General features: G+C 56.5%; 14 protein-coding genes. 7 read left to right on the plus strand and 7 right to left on the minus strand.

The features are described from left to right. Positions 1 to 6: 6 nt before the first annotated feature. Positions 7 to 1,050 carry a DHH family phosphoesterase gene (locus tag P1X16_RS00220; RefSeq protein WP_277225219.1) on the minus strand — a complete coding sequence of 348 codons (1,044 nt, stop codon included), beginning with the start codon at positions 1,048 to 1,050 and terminating at the stop codon, positions 7 to 9. Between the two features lie 615 nt (positions 1,051 to 1,665). On the opposite strand from P1X16_RS00220, the gene P1X16_RS00225 reads away from it, so the two are divergent. After that, positions 1,666 to 2,085, plus strand: a complete 420-nt coding sequence (locus P1X16_RS00225) for a nucleoside-diphosphate kinase (RefSeq protein WP_277225220.1) — start codon at positions 1,666 to 1,668, stop codon at positions 2,083 to 2,085. A 176-nt stretch (positions 2,086 to 2,261) separates the two neighbouring features. Here the strand turns inward: P1X16_RS00225 and P1X16_RS00230 are convergent, their stop codons facing one another. Continuing rightward, a complete protein-coding gene (locus tag P1X16_RS00230; protein ID WP_277225222.1) occupies positions 2,262 to 3,389 on the minus strand; it encodes an AAA family ATPase in 1,128 nt (375 codons plus the stop codon). Between the two features lie 181 nt (positions 3,390 to 3,570). Next, entirely contained in the window at positions 3,571 to 4,854 is a 1,284-nt protein-coding gene (locus P1X16_RS00235; protein ID WP_277225225.1) for a nucleoside permease, read from the minus strand. A gap of 656 nt (positions 4,855 to 5,510) precedes the next feature. Here P1X16_RS00235 and P1X16_RS00240 point away from each other — a divergent pair. The 6 genes from P1X16_RS00240 (at position 5,511) to P1X16_RS00265 (ending at position 11,113) form a co-directional block, all read left to right on the plus strand. Then, positions 5,511 to 6,101 (plus strand): hypothetical protein, encoded by a 591-nt coding sequence (locus tag P1X16_RS00240; protein ID WP_277225227.1) that lies wholly within the window; start codon positions 5,511 to 5,513, stop codon positions 6,099 to 6,101. 84 nt (positions 6,102 to 6,185) lie between these two features. After that, positions 6,186 to 6,779, plus strand: coding sequence for a hypothetical protein (locus P1X16_RS00245; protein ID WP_277225229.1), 594 nt, complete (start codon positions 6,186 to 6,188; stop codon positions 6,777 to 6,779). Continuing rightward, a complete protein-coding gene (locus P1X16_RS00250; protein ID WP_277225230.1) occupies positions 6,763 to 7,059 on the plus strand; it encodes a transcriptional regulator in 297 nt (98 codons plus the stop codon). Before P1X16_RS00245 ends, P1X16_RS00250 begins: the two co-directional genes overlap by 17 nt. 105 nt (positions 7,060 to 7,164) lie before the next feature. After that, entirely contained in the window at positions 7,165 to 7,890 is a 726-nt protein-coding gene (locus tag P1X16_RS00255) for a hypothetical protein (protein WP_277225232.1), read from the plus strand. A gap of 110 nt (positions 7,891 to 8,000) precedes the next feature. Then, complete coding sequence (locus P1X16_RS00260) at positions 8,001 to 10,196, plus strand: carboxypeptidase-like regulatory domain-containing protein (RefSeq protein ID WP_277225234.1); 2,196 nt, start codon at positions 8,001 to 8,003, stop codon at positions 10,194 to 10,196. A 98-nt stretch (positions 10,197 to 10,294) separates the two neighbouring features. Beyond that, positions 10,295 to 11,113, plus strand: coding sequence for a hypothetical protein (locus P1X16_RS00265; protein WP_277225235.1), 819 nt, complete (start codon positions 10,295 to 10,297; stop codon positions 11,111 to 11,113). An 80-nt stretch (positions 11,114 to 11,193) separates the two neighbouring features. Here the strand turns inward: P1X16_RS00265 and P1X16_RS00270 are convergent, their stop codons facing one another. The 4 genes from P1X16_RS00270 to P1X16_RS00285 all read right to left on the minus strand — a co-directional run bounded on the left by P1X16_RS00270 (position 11,194) and on the right by P1X16_RS00285 (position 13,908). After that, entirely contained in the window at positions 11,194 to 12,309 is a 1,116-nt protein-coding gene (locus tag P1X16_RS00270) for an alkene reductase (RefSeq protein WP_277225237.1), read from the minus strand. An 84-nt stretch (positions 12,310 to 12,393) separates the two neighbouring features. Beyond that, a complete protein-coding gene (locus tag P1X16_RS00275; RefSeq protein ID WP_277225238.1) occupies positions 12,394 to 12,663 on the minus strand; it encodes a metalloregulator ArsR/SmtB family transcription factor in 270 nt (89 codons plus the stop codon). 118 nt (positions 12,664 to 12,781) lie between these two features. Then, on the minus strand, positions 12,782 to 13,390 hold the full coding sequence (locus P1X16_RS00280) for a superoxide dismutase (protein WP_277225240.1): 609 nt from the start codon (positions 13,388 to 13,390) through the stop codon (positions 12,782 to 12,784). A gap of 83 nt (positions 13,391 to 13,473) precedes the next feature. Further along, positions 13,474 to 13,908 carry a nucleoside deaminase gene (locus P1X16_RS00285; protein WP_277225244.1) on the minus strand — a complete coding sequence of 145 codons (435 nt, stop codon included), beginning with the start codon at positions 13,906 to 13,908 and terminating at the stop codon, positions 13,474 to 13,476. Between the last annotated feature and the right edge of the window lie 168 nt (positions 13,909 to 14,076).

The following is a 14,076-nucleotide window of genomic DNA, read 5'->3' on the forward strand; positions in this document are numbered from 1 at the left end:
GGCAAGTTACGCCGTAGGCGGCGCAACTGCCAGGGGGGCCGTCACCAGTTGGCTCTGGTACTGAGGCAATAAATCGACAAAACGTTGCACGGTGTTGTCGAGCGTGTCGTAACTAATGCCGCCCGCCGCGTTGTGGTGGCCGCCCCCGTTGAAATGGTCACGCGAGAAACTGCTCACCGAGAAGTCGCCAACGGAGCGGAAAGAAATCTTGATGGCTTGCCCCCGGTCGATGAGCACGGCCGCGAAAACAATACCTTCGATGCTAAGCGCAAAATTTACGAGGCCTTCGGTGTCGCCGGTTTTCGAGTCGTACTCTTTCAACTCTTCCTGCGTAATGGCAATGTAGGCCGTGTTGTACTCGCGCAGCACCCGCAACTTGTCCTTCAGCACGAAGCCCAAGAAGCGCAGCCGCATTTCAGAGTGCGAGTCGTAGATGCGGCGGTGCACATCGGAGAGGTTGATGTCGGCATTGAGCAGTTCCGCAATGATGAGGTGCACGTTGCGGGAAGTGCTTGGGTGCCGGAACGAGCCCGTATCGGTCATGATACCGGCGTAGAGGCACTCGCCAATGCCCGCATCGATCAGGCTTTGGTCGCCCATGTCGCGGATCACCTCGAACACTAGTTCGGCCGTAGCGGCGGCTTTCGAGTTCGAGAAGTCGAGGTCGGCAAACTGCTCGGGTTCCTGGTGGTGGTCGATGAGCACCTTGGTGCCGGGAGCATGCCGGATGTACTCACCCATCTCGTTGATGCGGCCCAAACACGAGAAATCGAGGCAGAACAGCACCTCGGCCGTTCCAATTATTTCCCGCACTTGCGCGTCGTTGCGACGGGAGTCGTACACGATTACGTCGCTGTTGCCGGGCATCCACGCCAGAAAATCAGGGTAGTCGGAAGGCGTGACGACGGTTACGGTGTGGCCCTTCTTGCGAAGGTAGCCCGCCAGCCCTAACGACGAGCCGAGGGCGTCGGCATCGGGCTTGTGGTGAGTGGTGATAAAAACCTGCCGGGGTTGCGATAGCAGCTCCTGCAGCTCAGAGATTGTGGACATTGCCTACTGATAGGTGGCTGAAATTCGGGAATTTATGCCGGGAGCAAGGCGGCAAAAGTCGGAAATATTCCGGGTTCCAACAAAACAGCTTTGGGTTTGGTGCAATGGTGGCGCTAAATGCCTGAACTGAACCACTATACTACCCTCGCTATTTCAAGAAAGTACTTTGCTTGAATTTTGTTTGACAGCTATTTCGCTGATAAAGGAACACAGTTTTCACCTAAAAAAGTGCACGAAGTTCTGCTAGACAGGCTGCTGTAGTTGCCTCACCTAGAATCAGTCATCCAGGCGTTGTCATTCCGGCGCAGGAGGAACCTGGCTTAACTTGTTGAATGGGATATCTCAGATTCCTCCTGAGTCGGAATGACAAGCGGGTTGCAAGGCAATTTTTTGCCGCCGACACTAAAGGAAGCACTAACCTGCTGACCCACACAGCCAGACAGCTTGTGTTGTGACCTAAACAGGTAGAGCAACAATTCTAACTGACAGCAGGAGCGTTTTGCGGTCAACTTATGGTGTGGCTAGCAACTTCCCGCCCAAACCGTCTACTTTTGCGCCCTCAACCTTTTTGCGCTTTCCAAGCGGAATTTCTTTTCAACCCAACCCATAGATAAGATGGCCACGAACCGCACGTTCACCATGATTAAGCCCGACGCGACGCAGGACAACCACATCGGTGGTATTCTGAGCATGATCGAAGAAGGTGGTTTCCGTATTGTAGCGCTCAAAAAAGTGAAACTGACCCCCGAGCGCGCAGGTCAGTTCTATGAAGTGCACAAGGAGCGGCCCTTCTACGGCGACCTAGTGAAGTACATGTCGTCGGGCCCGATTGTGGCGGCTATTCTCGAGAAAGACAACGCCGTTACTGATTTCCGCACCCTCATTGGTGCTACCAACCCCGCGCAAGCTGCCGAAGGCACCATCCGGAAAAAGTACGCCAAGAGCATCGAAGCCAACGCTGTACACGGTTCCGACTCCGACGAAAACGCGCAGATTGAAGGCAGTTTCTTCTTCGGCCCCGACGAGCAATTCTAACTTAAAAATCGATTCTTAAGTGCCTTGCAAAACGCTTGTCATTAGTTAGCTTGGCGTAAGCTTTAGAACGAGCTTTCAACCCGATTATCATATAAAATCCCGCTTTGCAGCTTGCAGAGCGGGATTTTATTTATACTGGAAACGGACTTTTTATAGACCTTTTTTATACTGAGGAGCTATCGGACTTGGCCAAACCCGATGCGGCCGACAACGGGTGCGGCATCGAAAGCAGGAGCATCACGGTTGTAGACATCGGTCAGAGCCAAGGGGCCATCTACAGGCTCTGCCTGGCCAAGTGCCGTGGCCAACGCCTGCGCTTTTTCCTGCACCAGCGGCTGGAAATGATAGGCAGCAATCAAGCGGCCTTTGCGAAGCAAGGCGCTATCAATGCGCGCTAGCTCGGTGTTGAAAGTGCACACCACCTGAATGTGGAAGCAGTCGGCGAGCAGGCCGTCGGAGAGGTTGAGCAGATTGCTGACGGCACTGCCGCCCCGGCCGCCCTCGCGCTTCAGCAGGAGTTCTTCGGCATCCTCGATGATGAGGATAGAGTTGGTGTTGTCGTGAAGCAGGTTGATAAACTCGGGGTCGGCGATGCGCGCGGCGAGGTTGGGCGGTATAAACAGCTTGGGCTTGTCGAGTAGGCCGCACAAGTGGCGGATGTAGCTGGTTTTGCCAGTGCCGGGCGGGCCGTGCAGAATCACGATGCCTTTGTCCTGCGGTTGGCGCAGACGCTCCACGATGATGTCGTGCACCGGAAGCAAGTCGTCGTTGTAGTGCGTGCTCAGGTCTAGCTCCGGAATCTTGATGGTGAGCGGCGTAAACTCTAAATCGTTGTACGCTAGGCGCAGCACATGAATGCGCTGGCGCTCTTGCTCCCCAACTTCCAAGAGGGCTTCGAGCAGCGTCACGAGCTGTTGCAAAGCAGCTTTATCGGCGGCTGTTGAATGGTAAATGAAAGTGCCCCGGTCGCCGTAGCCGCCCCGGACATCGAGAACCAGCAGCAACTCGGGCGCCAACAGCAGCGCCTGCATTTCAAGCTCGGCGGGCGCGTCTGATTTCTCGTAGGTTTTCATTTGGGCCACGGTGGCCGCTTCGAGGTCGTAGTGCTCGGCTAGCTGGGCTAATAACTTTTGCCGGTCCTCCTTGCTGGATAGCTGAAAATTCAGACGCTGCGGGAGCTTGCCGTAGCACTGGTAGAAGTACATGCTAGCTTGAAAATAATGCGCCCTTTCAAACATGGGCAACAGATCAGGCGTGGCAGGCGGAGCAATAAGGGGTTGAGCAGCTGTGGGGGCTTTGGGCATAAAGAAGCAAGTAAACCAAAGGAGCTTGAGGCGGGAAAGTACGTTATCCGAGGACCAGAAAAAAGCCCGAACTGTACGGTTCGGGCTTTTCCAATTCAAAACGCCTTGGTTTCAATGTCCTCTGTGTACTGCACTACATAGGCGGGAAACAGCCGGCTTCAACCTTAACAGGTGCTACCCCTTAGGAGCCTTCGGTTGAAAGAACGGGCTCGTGGTGCACGCTTTCTATGGCTTGTGGCTGGTGCTTGTGTTTGAAAAGCACCACAAACAAAACTGCTATAACCAGCGCATACAAAGCAAACGTAATCCAGATGTTGTGCCAGTCCTTACTATTGTCGGCATTCGTGAAATATTCTTGAATGATAATGCCGCTCAATGAGCTACCCAGTACTGCACCAAAGCCGTTGGTCATCATCATAAACAGGCCCTGAGCGCTGGCGCGGATAGAGGGGGCCGTCTGCGTTTCCACGAACAGGGAGCCGGAAATGTTGAAGAAGTCGAAGGCCATGCCATACACGATGCAGGAGAGAATGATCATCCAGAGGCCACTGCCAGGGTCGCCGTAAGCAAACAGCCCGAAGCGCAGAACCCAGGCAATCATGCTGAAGAACATCACCTGCTTGATGCCGAAACGGCGCAAGAAGAAAGGAATAGCCAAAATGAACAGCGTCTCGGAAATCTGTGAGATGGACATGATAATGGCCGGGTACTTCACCGTCAGGGTGTCTTGGTAGGCAGGCACCTTATCGAAGTCGTGCAGAAAGGTGTCGCCGTAGGCATTGGTGAGCTGTAGTGCGGCTCCCAAGAGCATGGCGAACAGGAAGAAGGTGAGCATCTTCGTGTCGCGCAGCAGGGCAAACGACTTCAGGCCCAGCACATCAACCAGGGAGCGGCTCGGCAAGTCTTTGGCCGTAGGCGGGCACTTGGGTAGGGTAAACGAGTACAAACCCAGCAGAATGGCCGCACCGGACGCTACGTAGAACTGGCTGGCTGTTTTCTCGAAGCCCAGCAAACTAACCGTCCACATAGCCACAATGAAGCCAATGGTGCCCCACACCCGAATGGGCGGGTAATCCTTCACTATGTCGAGGCCTTCGCGCTTCAGCACCGAGTACGACACGGCAATGGACAAGGCCAGCGTGGGCATGTAGAAAATCATGTTCAGCAGCATCACCCAGAACATGGTGCCAGGATCGGTGACCAGGGGCACAGTGAAGAGAACAATGCCGCCCAAGATGTGCAGGGCGCCGTAGAGCTTTTCGGCATTCACCCACTTATCGGCCACGATGCCCATGAGCGAGGGCATGAAGATGGACGCAATGCCCATGGTGGAGAAAATAGCCCCGAACTGAGCCCCCGACCACTGCTTGGTCTGAAACCAATACGCCCCAATGGTTATCAGCCATGAGCCCCAGATAAAGAACTGCAGAAAGCTCAGGATGGTGAGACGCAGCTTGATATTCATGCAGAATGAAATGAAGTATGGAAAACTCTTTTTAGAGAAAACACTGCTCTTTCCAAGTAGAAGCTCGCGCCCGCCTCAGGATAATACCACCCAATTCGACCCCGTTAGCGGCACAAAGTTGGCTGGCGGCGCGAGCCGGACGAGCAACACACGAGGGCTGAAAAAGAACAACCCGGCCACTTAGCGCGGACCGGGCCTTCAAAGATAACTAAAATCGGAAAGGGCAGAATAAGCGCTATGGTAGGCAGTTGGAAATAGCTAGTCATTAGCTAGAGAGTCGCACTATATACCATAAATCGAATTTATATCGTGCCATACTACCTCTTCTCGCTTCACCAGGCACCTACATATAGGCCAGGCAGTTAACCAACTACAATAAGAAAACATTCCAGCCGCGCGCCGGGGTATGAATTTCAGAGTACGGGGCCATGGCGGCGGCACTCGAGTTGAGCTTGCAGGCGCTTCGTGAGGTATGGTGTCAACGCCTTGCTGCAGCCGATAAGTAGTGGCTACTAGCGGCTATACTCTAGGGAAGTGTGATTTAGCTTCAGGAATAGCAGTGATTTGAACTTGTAAATAAGTTTGCGTGATAATTTGGTTTATACCATAAAGTGGTTTACGTTTGTTCTATACCAACGCACATAACCGCTACCGCCATGAAAAACGTTGCCAGCCTCCCCCTCCAGTCGACCACCAGCAACTTGGGTAATACTGTCTTCACTGGTGGCCCAACGGCGGCTAGCTTACAGGGCTATGCTTCCACCTACCTCTTGCGGGGGGCGGTGGTCTTGACGGCGGCCTTAAGCAACTATGCGTTGGAGCACGTTGGGTTTGCGGCTCCCTGGCTGCCCTGGATGGTGCTGATGCCGATGATGAGCATGGTGCAAAGCATTCGGGCACGGCGGCAAAAGAAGCAGGGACTAACGGGCACCACAGCCACCGACAACACGATGCGCTTGCTGCAAAAGAGCTTCCTGCTTCTTCTGCTTGTGGCTATGGTTGGCGCTTGCTTTGTGGGGTGGGAGATAGTGCATCCGCTGCTGCTAGTGGCCTATGGTGTGAGCACCTACTTTGCCGGACGGGTATTGCGCTTCCGGCCGCTGCAATGGGGTGGGGTGGCATGCGGCGTGCTTGGGGCCATGACGGCCGCTTTGCCTGCCGACATCCAGTTGCTGTTTATCGCGGCTGCTATGGTGGTGAGTTACCTTGTGCCGGGCTACCTGCTTAGCAAGCACAGCCACGCGTAGCTTCTGCGGCTGGCCTCAGTAGCTGCCGGTTTGAACGTCCTACCACCAAGTCGAATTACTAGAACAAGTAACGTCCCTACTACCATGGAAACCTCCGAAAACCCGTTGTCCGCCTCCGACAGCCTGCGTTTGATTCAAAACATGATTCAGGAGGCCAAACAGGATTTGAACGACAATTCCTTTGACTTGCTGCTTTGGGGTTGGCTGGTGCTCTTAGCCGCTCTGCTGCATTACGGCCTGCTGCAGATCGGCTTCAGCAAGCCCTGGATAGCCTGGCCGATACTGATGGGTTTGGGCACGGTGGCGGCCTTCGTGAACGGTGCCCGCCGGAGCCGCCGCCAACGCGTACGGACCGCCTTGGGCGATTTTATGGTGTACTTGTGGGGCGGTTTTGGGGTGCTGATGATTATGCTGATTGGCGTGGGCATTGTCTCCGGTTGGAGCAAGGCATACCCGCTCATTATTGCGCTCTACGGATTGGGTACCTTTGCCACGGGCGGCGCCTTGCGGTTTCGGCCGCTGGTGTGGGGCGGCGCGGCTTGCTGGCTGTTGGCTACCGTGGCTTTCAGAACCGCGTTTGACACCCAATTGCTACTCGTGGCGGCCGCCGTGCTGGTAGCTTACGTAATACCAGGGCACATGCTCAAAAATCAATACAACCGTGGCCGCGCCGTTTGAAGACCTCGACCCGTTACTGCACTCGCAGCTGCGACTAGCCGTCATGTCGTTGCTGCTCAGCGTACGGGAGGCCGAGTTTAATTTTTTGAAAGAAAAAACCGGGGCCACGGCCGGCAACCTGAGTGCGCAGATCAGCAAGCTGAAAGATGCCGGGTATCTTACTATGACCAAGGAGTTTAACGGTTCGTATCCGCTCACGCGCTGCGCCATCACGCCGGAGGGCATCAAGGCCTTCGAGAACTATGTGAGCAGCTTGCAGCGCTACCTTAAGCCCGAGTAGTTAGCTCCACTCCCTGATTTCCTCGTTTTAATGCCTCTGGCGCGTTTTACGTACCAGTCGGGCACCGTCTTGCCTTTCCCTTCCTAGTTTCTAAGTTGATTCACCATGAAGAAGTACCTGCTTCTATTCTTGCTGCTTGCGGTGTTGATACCAGGCCAATTGGCGGCTCAAACCCGCGGCCAGAACGTACTAACGGGCATTCAACGGAAAATCACTTGGCATACGCCTGTCGACTCCTTGCAGCTGATGGCAAAAGCCCTAGCTGAGCTGCAAACCACTAAGCCGAACGCCTACCTTACTTATTGGGGCGCCTACACGCAGTATCACTTGTATTTCCGGGCCGTGCAGAATAAAACGGAAGCTGAAGAGCACTTGGTAAAAGGCATAGCGCTGCTGGAAGACGCACCCACCAAAACCGCCGAGCACTACGCGCTGCTCTCGTTGCTGCAAGGCCTGAACCTGCAATATGCAAGCTTCCTGACCGTAGTTTTCAAGGCGAATACCGCCAAAGACAACGCAGAAAAAGCAGTAGCGCTGGCGCCTGATAACCTGCGCGCCCACTATGCGCGAGGCGTCAACGACTTCCACACGCCCAAGCAGTACGGCGGCGGGAAAGTGGCCGTAGCGCACCTCAAGAAGGCCATTGCCGCTCCCGAAAAGCCCGACCCCAATCCGTACGCGCCTAATTGGGGCAAGGCCGATGCCTATTGCTACCTAGCCCAAGCCTACCAAGCCGCCGGTCAGCTTGATTTGGCGCGCAAGTATGCCACCGAAGGGCTGAGCAAATACCCCAACCACGGTCGGCTAAAGGGCTTGTTGGCTAAAATGTAAGAGAGGCTCTAGCGAAGCATTCCTGCTGGAAACTTGTCACCCGTTTGCATTTTCCCAACCACTGCATCCGCTGCTTAGTTAGGCTGCCCTAGCTTCCCAACCCTTCACTCATGGCCTTCTTCTCCTTGCTTCGCGCGCGGCGTTTGCTGCGTAGCCTGGCCCTGCTGTGCCTACCCGTTGCCGTGGCTACTGCTCAAACGTCAACAACCCTGCGCGGCACTGTAGCCGACCAAGTCACCGGTGAGCAACTATTAGGGGCCACCGTGCGCTTAGCCGGCCAACCCAGCGGCGCCACAGCTACCGACCTAGATGGCGCATTTGCGCTGCCTTTTGTGGGCGGGACCCCCGATACGCTAGTGGTCAGTTACGTGGGCTACCGGCCGTTTCGGCTGGTGCTGCAAGCGGCACCCACAACTCCCGTAGCTGTGCGGCTGGTGCCAACTGGCAGCCTCACGCTGGCGCAGGTGGAAGTGACGGCCAAGCGTCCTATAGCCGAAGAGTTTATTGTGCGGGAGTTGGACTTCCTGTCCATTGTAACCAATCCGGCTGCGGCGGCCGACCCACTGCTAGCCGTGCGCACCCTGCCCGCCGCTACCACGCTAGACGAATCGGCCAGCATCAGTTTGCGCGGCTCCGACCCAAGTCAGACCGGTATTTACCTCAACAACGTGCCCATCTACGACGCTGTGAAGTTTGCGCAGCTCACGGGTATCGGCACCTTCGGCATTTTCAGTGTTGATCTAATAAAGTCCGTCTTGGTGTTTCCAAGCAATCCGCCGCTGGAATTTGGCAATGCAGGGGCCGGCTTGATTAGCTTGAGCACCGACGAGCGGCCGCGCGACAAATTCGTGCAGGCTTCGTTGGGGCTGGCAAATTCAGGCGTGCTGGCGGGGCGGCCGGTGGGGCAGCGGGGCATGCTGAAGGCATACGTGAATGCGCAGGCCGGACAGTTGCTGCGGGCTGTGAATCCAAGTTCATTTCGACAGCTGCCACAGTTTGGGCTAGTGGATGGCGGGGTGCACTACGCTACTAAAATAGGCGAATACGGCACGCTCAAGGCATTTGGCTACGGACTGAGCGAGCGGTACGCCTACCGCCCCGTCACCGGTGGCCCCGAAACTTACCACTACCGCAACCTGCGTGGCTTCTATACCCTGAGCTACGAGCAAGCGTGGGCCCATTCCGACCTGGCCGTAAGCCACGGCCTTAGCAACCGCCGCGCCCACGACGCGTTGGGCAACTACCGCACCACCCGCCGCTCCTCCGACTACTACGCCGCCATCCACTACCGCCGCTACTGGACTGCCACCCTGAGCACCCGCGCTGGCCTCAGCTACGACGAGCGGCGTCTGCATCTAGCCGGGCAGTTCCCGGTGCGCCGCGACGAGCTAAGTGCTACTGCACCCACCTACGCTGCTGCTTTCGGGCAGGGCCGTACGCTTTGGGAAGCATATCAATACACCAAGCTCACCCGCGGGGCGTGGGTGCTCGGGGCGGGGCTACGCCTCAACGCCCTGCCGCGGCCAGCGCAGGTTGGCTACGGCAGCGCCCAGCTCAACGTGCGCCGCAACTTGAACGCCCACCGTTTCCTCAACCTCTCAGGCGGACAGTACACGTCCTTCACCTCGCCCGATCCAGTCTACTACGGCTTTCTGCGCACCCGCATCCGGCAAGTAGCCCTCGACTATTCCGCCGTTAGCTCGTCTGCTGATGGGGCTACGCTCACGGCGGCCGTTTATGCTAAGCAGGAACGCTCGGTGCTGAGCACCAACCTAGTGGGAGCTGAAATATTTGGGCAGCGCACCTTCCTCAACCGCCTACGCGCCGACTTGGCTGCCGCCACCGTGCACGCCACGCCCACTCGCTACGATGCCACCAATCCCGATGCCCGCGCCCTAGCCTTAACTCAACGTCGCTACGACGTGCGGTTTCAACTGAAAAGCACGCTCAAGTTCGTAAGCAAATGGGGCGAGCTAGGTGCCTTTGCGCAATACCGCGCCGGGGCTCCGTTTACGCCCGTTCTCGGTGCCGCCCCTGACCCAACCAACGGCGGCGTCCTGCCGCAATATCCAGCGGAAGTAAATGCCTCCTACCTGCCCAATTACTTTCGCACCGACCTCACGGCCAGCAAATTCATTCGGCGCCAAACCAACGGCAATACGCTGGTGCTCTACGCCGTATGCAGCAACATTTTCAACACCCGCAATGTGAGTGGCTACGCCTATACCCCCGGTTACACCCAATCCGTCCCCGAATATTTCCAGCGTCGCCTGCTGTATTTCGGGGTCGTGAAAACCTGGCAATAACTCTTTATACAATGTTCTTAATCAGTCGGTAACTGCTAAAATAGCTGTGCTTGCCGTCCTATAAATAGTGTTTGCACTAAGATTAACTCTTGTCTTCAATGTCCACAACGATTTCTCCCTCTGTTTCCAACCCATACAACCGGCTGGTGCTGAACGCTACTTGCGTTTACATAACGGCGTTTCTGCTGTCGGAACTGCTGCACGAGCTGGCTCATGCGCTGATGGCGGTGGTCCTCGGCGGGCAGCCGGTGCTCTACAACACCTCCGTGCGCAACCTCGACTCCCTAGCCGATTCCAAGCAGGTGCTTGTGGCGCTGGCGGGGCCGGTGTTCAGCTTGGTGCAGGGTGTGGTGGTATTGGCCTTTTTGCGTAGAAGCCGGGCTACCGGACCAATGGCTTTGTTTGCCCTGTTTTTCGGCGCCTTCGGAGTTATCAATTTCTTAGGCTACCTCATGATTACGCCCTTCGTGCCTTATGGCGATTTTGGGCAGGTAGCTGCCAGCTGGCAGCTGCCGCAACTCTTGCTGCTTGGAGTAGCAGTGGCGGCGGGTATCATCCTTACCATCAGTGTCCGGCGCATGGCTCCTTTGTTTATGCGCTTTGTTCCAACTGAGGTAGCCACTCCTGCCACGCGTGTGGCCAAGGGCCGAATGGTGCGGGCTCTCATCGCATGGCCTTGGCTGATTGGTTCGGTGGTGATTACACTGTTGTCGTGGCCCCTCCCCACTTTTGCGAGTTTTCTGGTGGCACCTATGGGCAGCATGGTGCTAGGAACCGCTTGGGGAGCCGCCATGCGCCAGCCAGAACTACCCGGCTCGGTCGCCCCCGCAATATTCCGGTGGTCGTGGGGTGCGGTGGTTGTATTGGTCCTGACGGCGGTGCTATTTCGGAGCCTGCAAAACGGGGTTAGCTTGTAAAATGTAAGCTCCTATGTACGCAAAAAGCCTCTCCTGCACCAGGAGAGGCTTTTTGTTGCGTAGTTGACTCGCCGTATGTGCTACTTCGCCGCAGCTTCGGTTTCGGCCAGAGCTGGATAGTCGGTGTAGCCTTTGTGGAAACCTTCGGGCGCGGGGGCGTAGAAGGTGTTGGGGTCGTACGGAGCCAGTTCGGCACCCTGCTCCAGGCGGGCGACCAGGTCGGGATTAGAGATAAGGGGGCGGCCAACGGCTACCAAATCACCGCGGCCACTTTCAAGGGCAGCTTCCATTTCCTCTACCTTATCGTAGCCACCAGCCAGAATAAGCGTGTTGGTAAACTTCTCGCGTACGGTCGCTACCGTTTCGGCGGGCACGGCGGGGGCACCCATGCTGGAGTGATCCACCAAGTGCAGATACACCAGATTCAGCTTTTGCAGCTCCTCGGCTAGGTAGGCGTACGTTTCGTCGATTTCGGGATAGTGCGCCATGTCGCTGGCCGTACCCCACGGCGACAGCCGGATGCCGGTGCGCTCGGCCCCAATGGCAGCGGCTACCGCCTCGGCCGTCTCCAGCACGAAACGAGCACGGTTTTCAACGCTGCCGCCGTATTCGTCGGTGCGCTGGTTACTATTGGGGTTCAGAAACTGCTCCAGTAAGTAGCCGTTGGCGCCGTGCAATTCCACCCCGTCGAAACCAGCTTCCACAGCCAGCTTGGCCCCGTGCACAAACTCCTGGATAGTGGCACGTACTTCCTCGGTCGTAAGGGCGCGAGGCGTAGGGTGGTCCTGCATCTGCTGCTGGTCGGTCCACATCTGGCCCGCGGCGGCCACGGCCGATGGGCCAACAGCCTCAGCACCTTCCGGCAGGTTCAGGGCGTGGCCAATCCGGCCCGAGTGCATAATCTGCACGAAAATGCGGCCGCCTTTGGCGTGTACAGCATCGGTTGTCAGCTTCCAGCCCGCTACATGCTCGGCGTTAAACAAACCAGGCATCCGGGCATAACCCAACCCGTTTGGCGAAGGCGAGGTGCCTTCGGTGATGATGAGGCCTATGGACGCACGTTGGGCATAATACTCGGCCATCAGCGCGTTGGGCACGTTGCCGAGGGCACGGCAGCGCGTCATCGGGGCCATGGCCAAGTGGTTTTGAAGCGTAAGGGTGCCTAGCTGTGCAGGTGAAAAAATCGTAGAGGCCATAAGAAAAGTTGCTGTTAAAAGGGGATCAACGGGCTTATAAAGAATTAACCGATTGAAATGTTTAGATGGGTAGCAACAAAATTTTTACCCCAGATTACCTAAGAAGGAGGCCAACTCGCCCATGGCTTCGCGGTTGAGCATCAAGCTTAGGCAACGGCCACATCTGCGAGTCTGCACCAGCCCGCTGTCGGTCAATATCTTCAGGTGGTGCGAAACGCAAGGTTGCGAAAGGCCCGTCAGCTGCTGCACGTCGGCAAATGGCATTGACTCCTGCTGGCTTAGCGCCAGCACAATGTTCAACCGATATTTATCGGATAAGGCACCAGCAGACTTCGCGACGAGCAATGTGTCCATATAACGAGAGGTATAAAACAATGAATCGGTCGGCCCAATGCCTGAAAAGGCACCAAACCGACCGATGAGAGGCCGGGAAAACTACCGCTAAGGCAGCTTCCCAGATAGCAACCAAAAACTATGCCGCCGCAGCGAAACGCTTGTTTACTTCGTCCCAGTTGATGGCGTTGTAGAATGCCGCAATGTAGTCGGGGCGGCGGTTCTGGTATTTCAGGTAGTAGGAGTGCTCCCACACGTCGAGGCCGAGTACAGGCGTGCCAGAGCAACCGGCGTCGGGCATGAGGGGGTTGTCCTGGTTGGGAGTCGAGCAGATTTTCAGCGAGCCATCGGCCTGCTTGCACAGCCATGCCCAGCCCGAGCCGAAGCGCGTGGTAGCCGCCTTGGTGAATTCTTCTTTGAATTTCTCGTAGCTACCAAAAGACTGCGTAATAGCCTCGCCAATAGCACCGGTAGGCTCACCGCCACCGTTAGGGCCGAGCACAGTCCAGAACAGGGAGTGGTTCCAGTGACCACCGCCGTTATTGCGCACCGCTGCCGGAGCCGACGCAATATTTTGCATCAAATCTTCGAGGCTTTTGCCTTCCAGCTCGGTACCCGCAATGGCATTGTTCAGGTTGGTAACGTAGGCCTGATGGTGCTTGGTGTGGTGAATTTCCATGGTTTGCGCATCAATGTGCGGCTCCAGGGCATCATAAGCGTAAGGCAGTTGGGGCAGTTCGAAAGCCATGATCTTGGATTTATGTGGTGGAACGTTCCGGGCATTATAACCACCGTAGCCCGGCTAGGGTTACGGAAGCGGCCAAAAGTAGCTTATTTCCGCTTCCGCGCGAAAAACTCCTGCATCAGCGCTCCACACTCCGCCGCCAGCACCCCCCGCACCAATTCTGCCTTCGGATGCAGCAGGTTGCCGTAGCGCCGAAACCCGACTTTCACTTCATCCGCCCCGTACACCACCCGCCGAATTTGGGCCCAGGCGGCAGCACCGGCGCACATCACGCAGGGCTCTACGGTTACGTATAGCGTGCAATCAGCCAAGTACTTATTGCCGACGTGATTGGCGGCCGCCGTCAGAGCCAGCATTTCGGCATGAGCCGTTACGTCGCGCAGCCGCTCGGTTTGGTTGTAGCCCCGCGCAATAATCACTTTGTCCAGCACCACCACGGCCCCAATGGGAATCTCTTCTTCTGCAAAAGCATACCGCGCTTGCTTAAGCGCTTCGCGCATGTATTGCTCATGAGCAGACATAGAGTTGTGAGACAAGATAGTAGGTCCTTTATTTCGTAACCGTCCTGCTGCGCAGGTGGCACACCAAGCCAGGGATGGAACGAAGCCGAAGTATTTCGCGTGCTGACCGTGCTGAGGTTGTGATACTATTGTCATGCTGAGCGCAGCCGAAGCATCTCGCGTGCTGAT

It is taken from the genome of Hymenobacter sp. YC55 (assembly GCF_029433095.1).
GTDB lineage: Bacteria > Bacteroidota > Bacteroidia > Cytophagales > Hymenobacteraceae > Hymenobacter.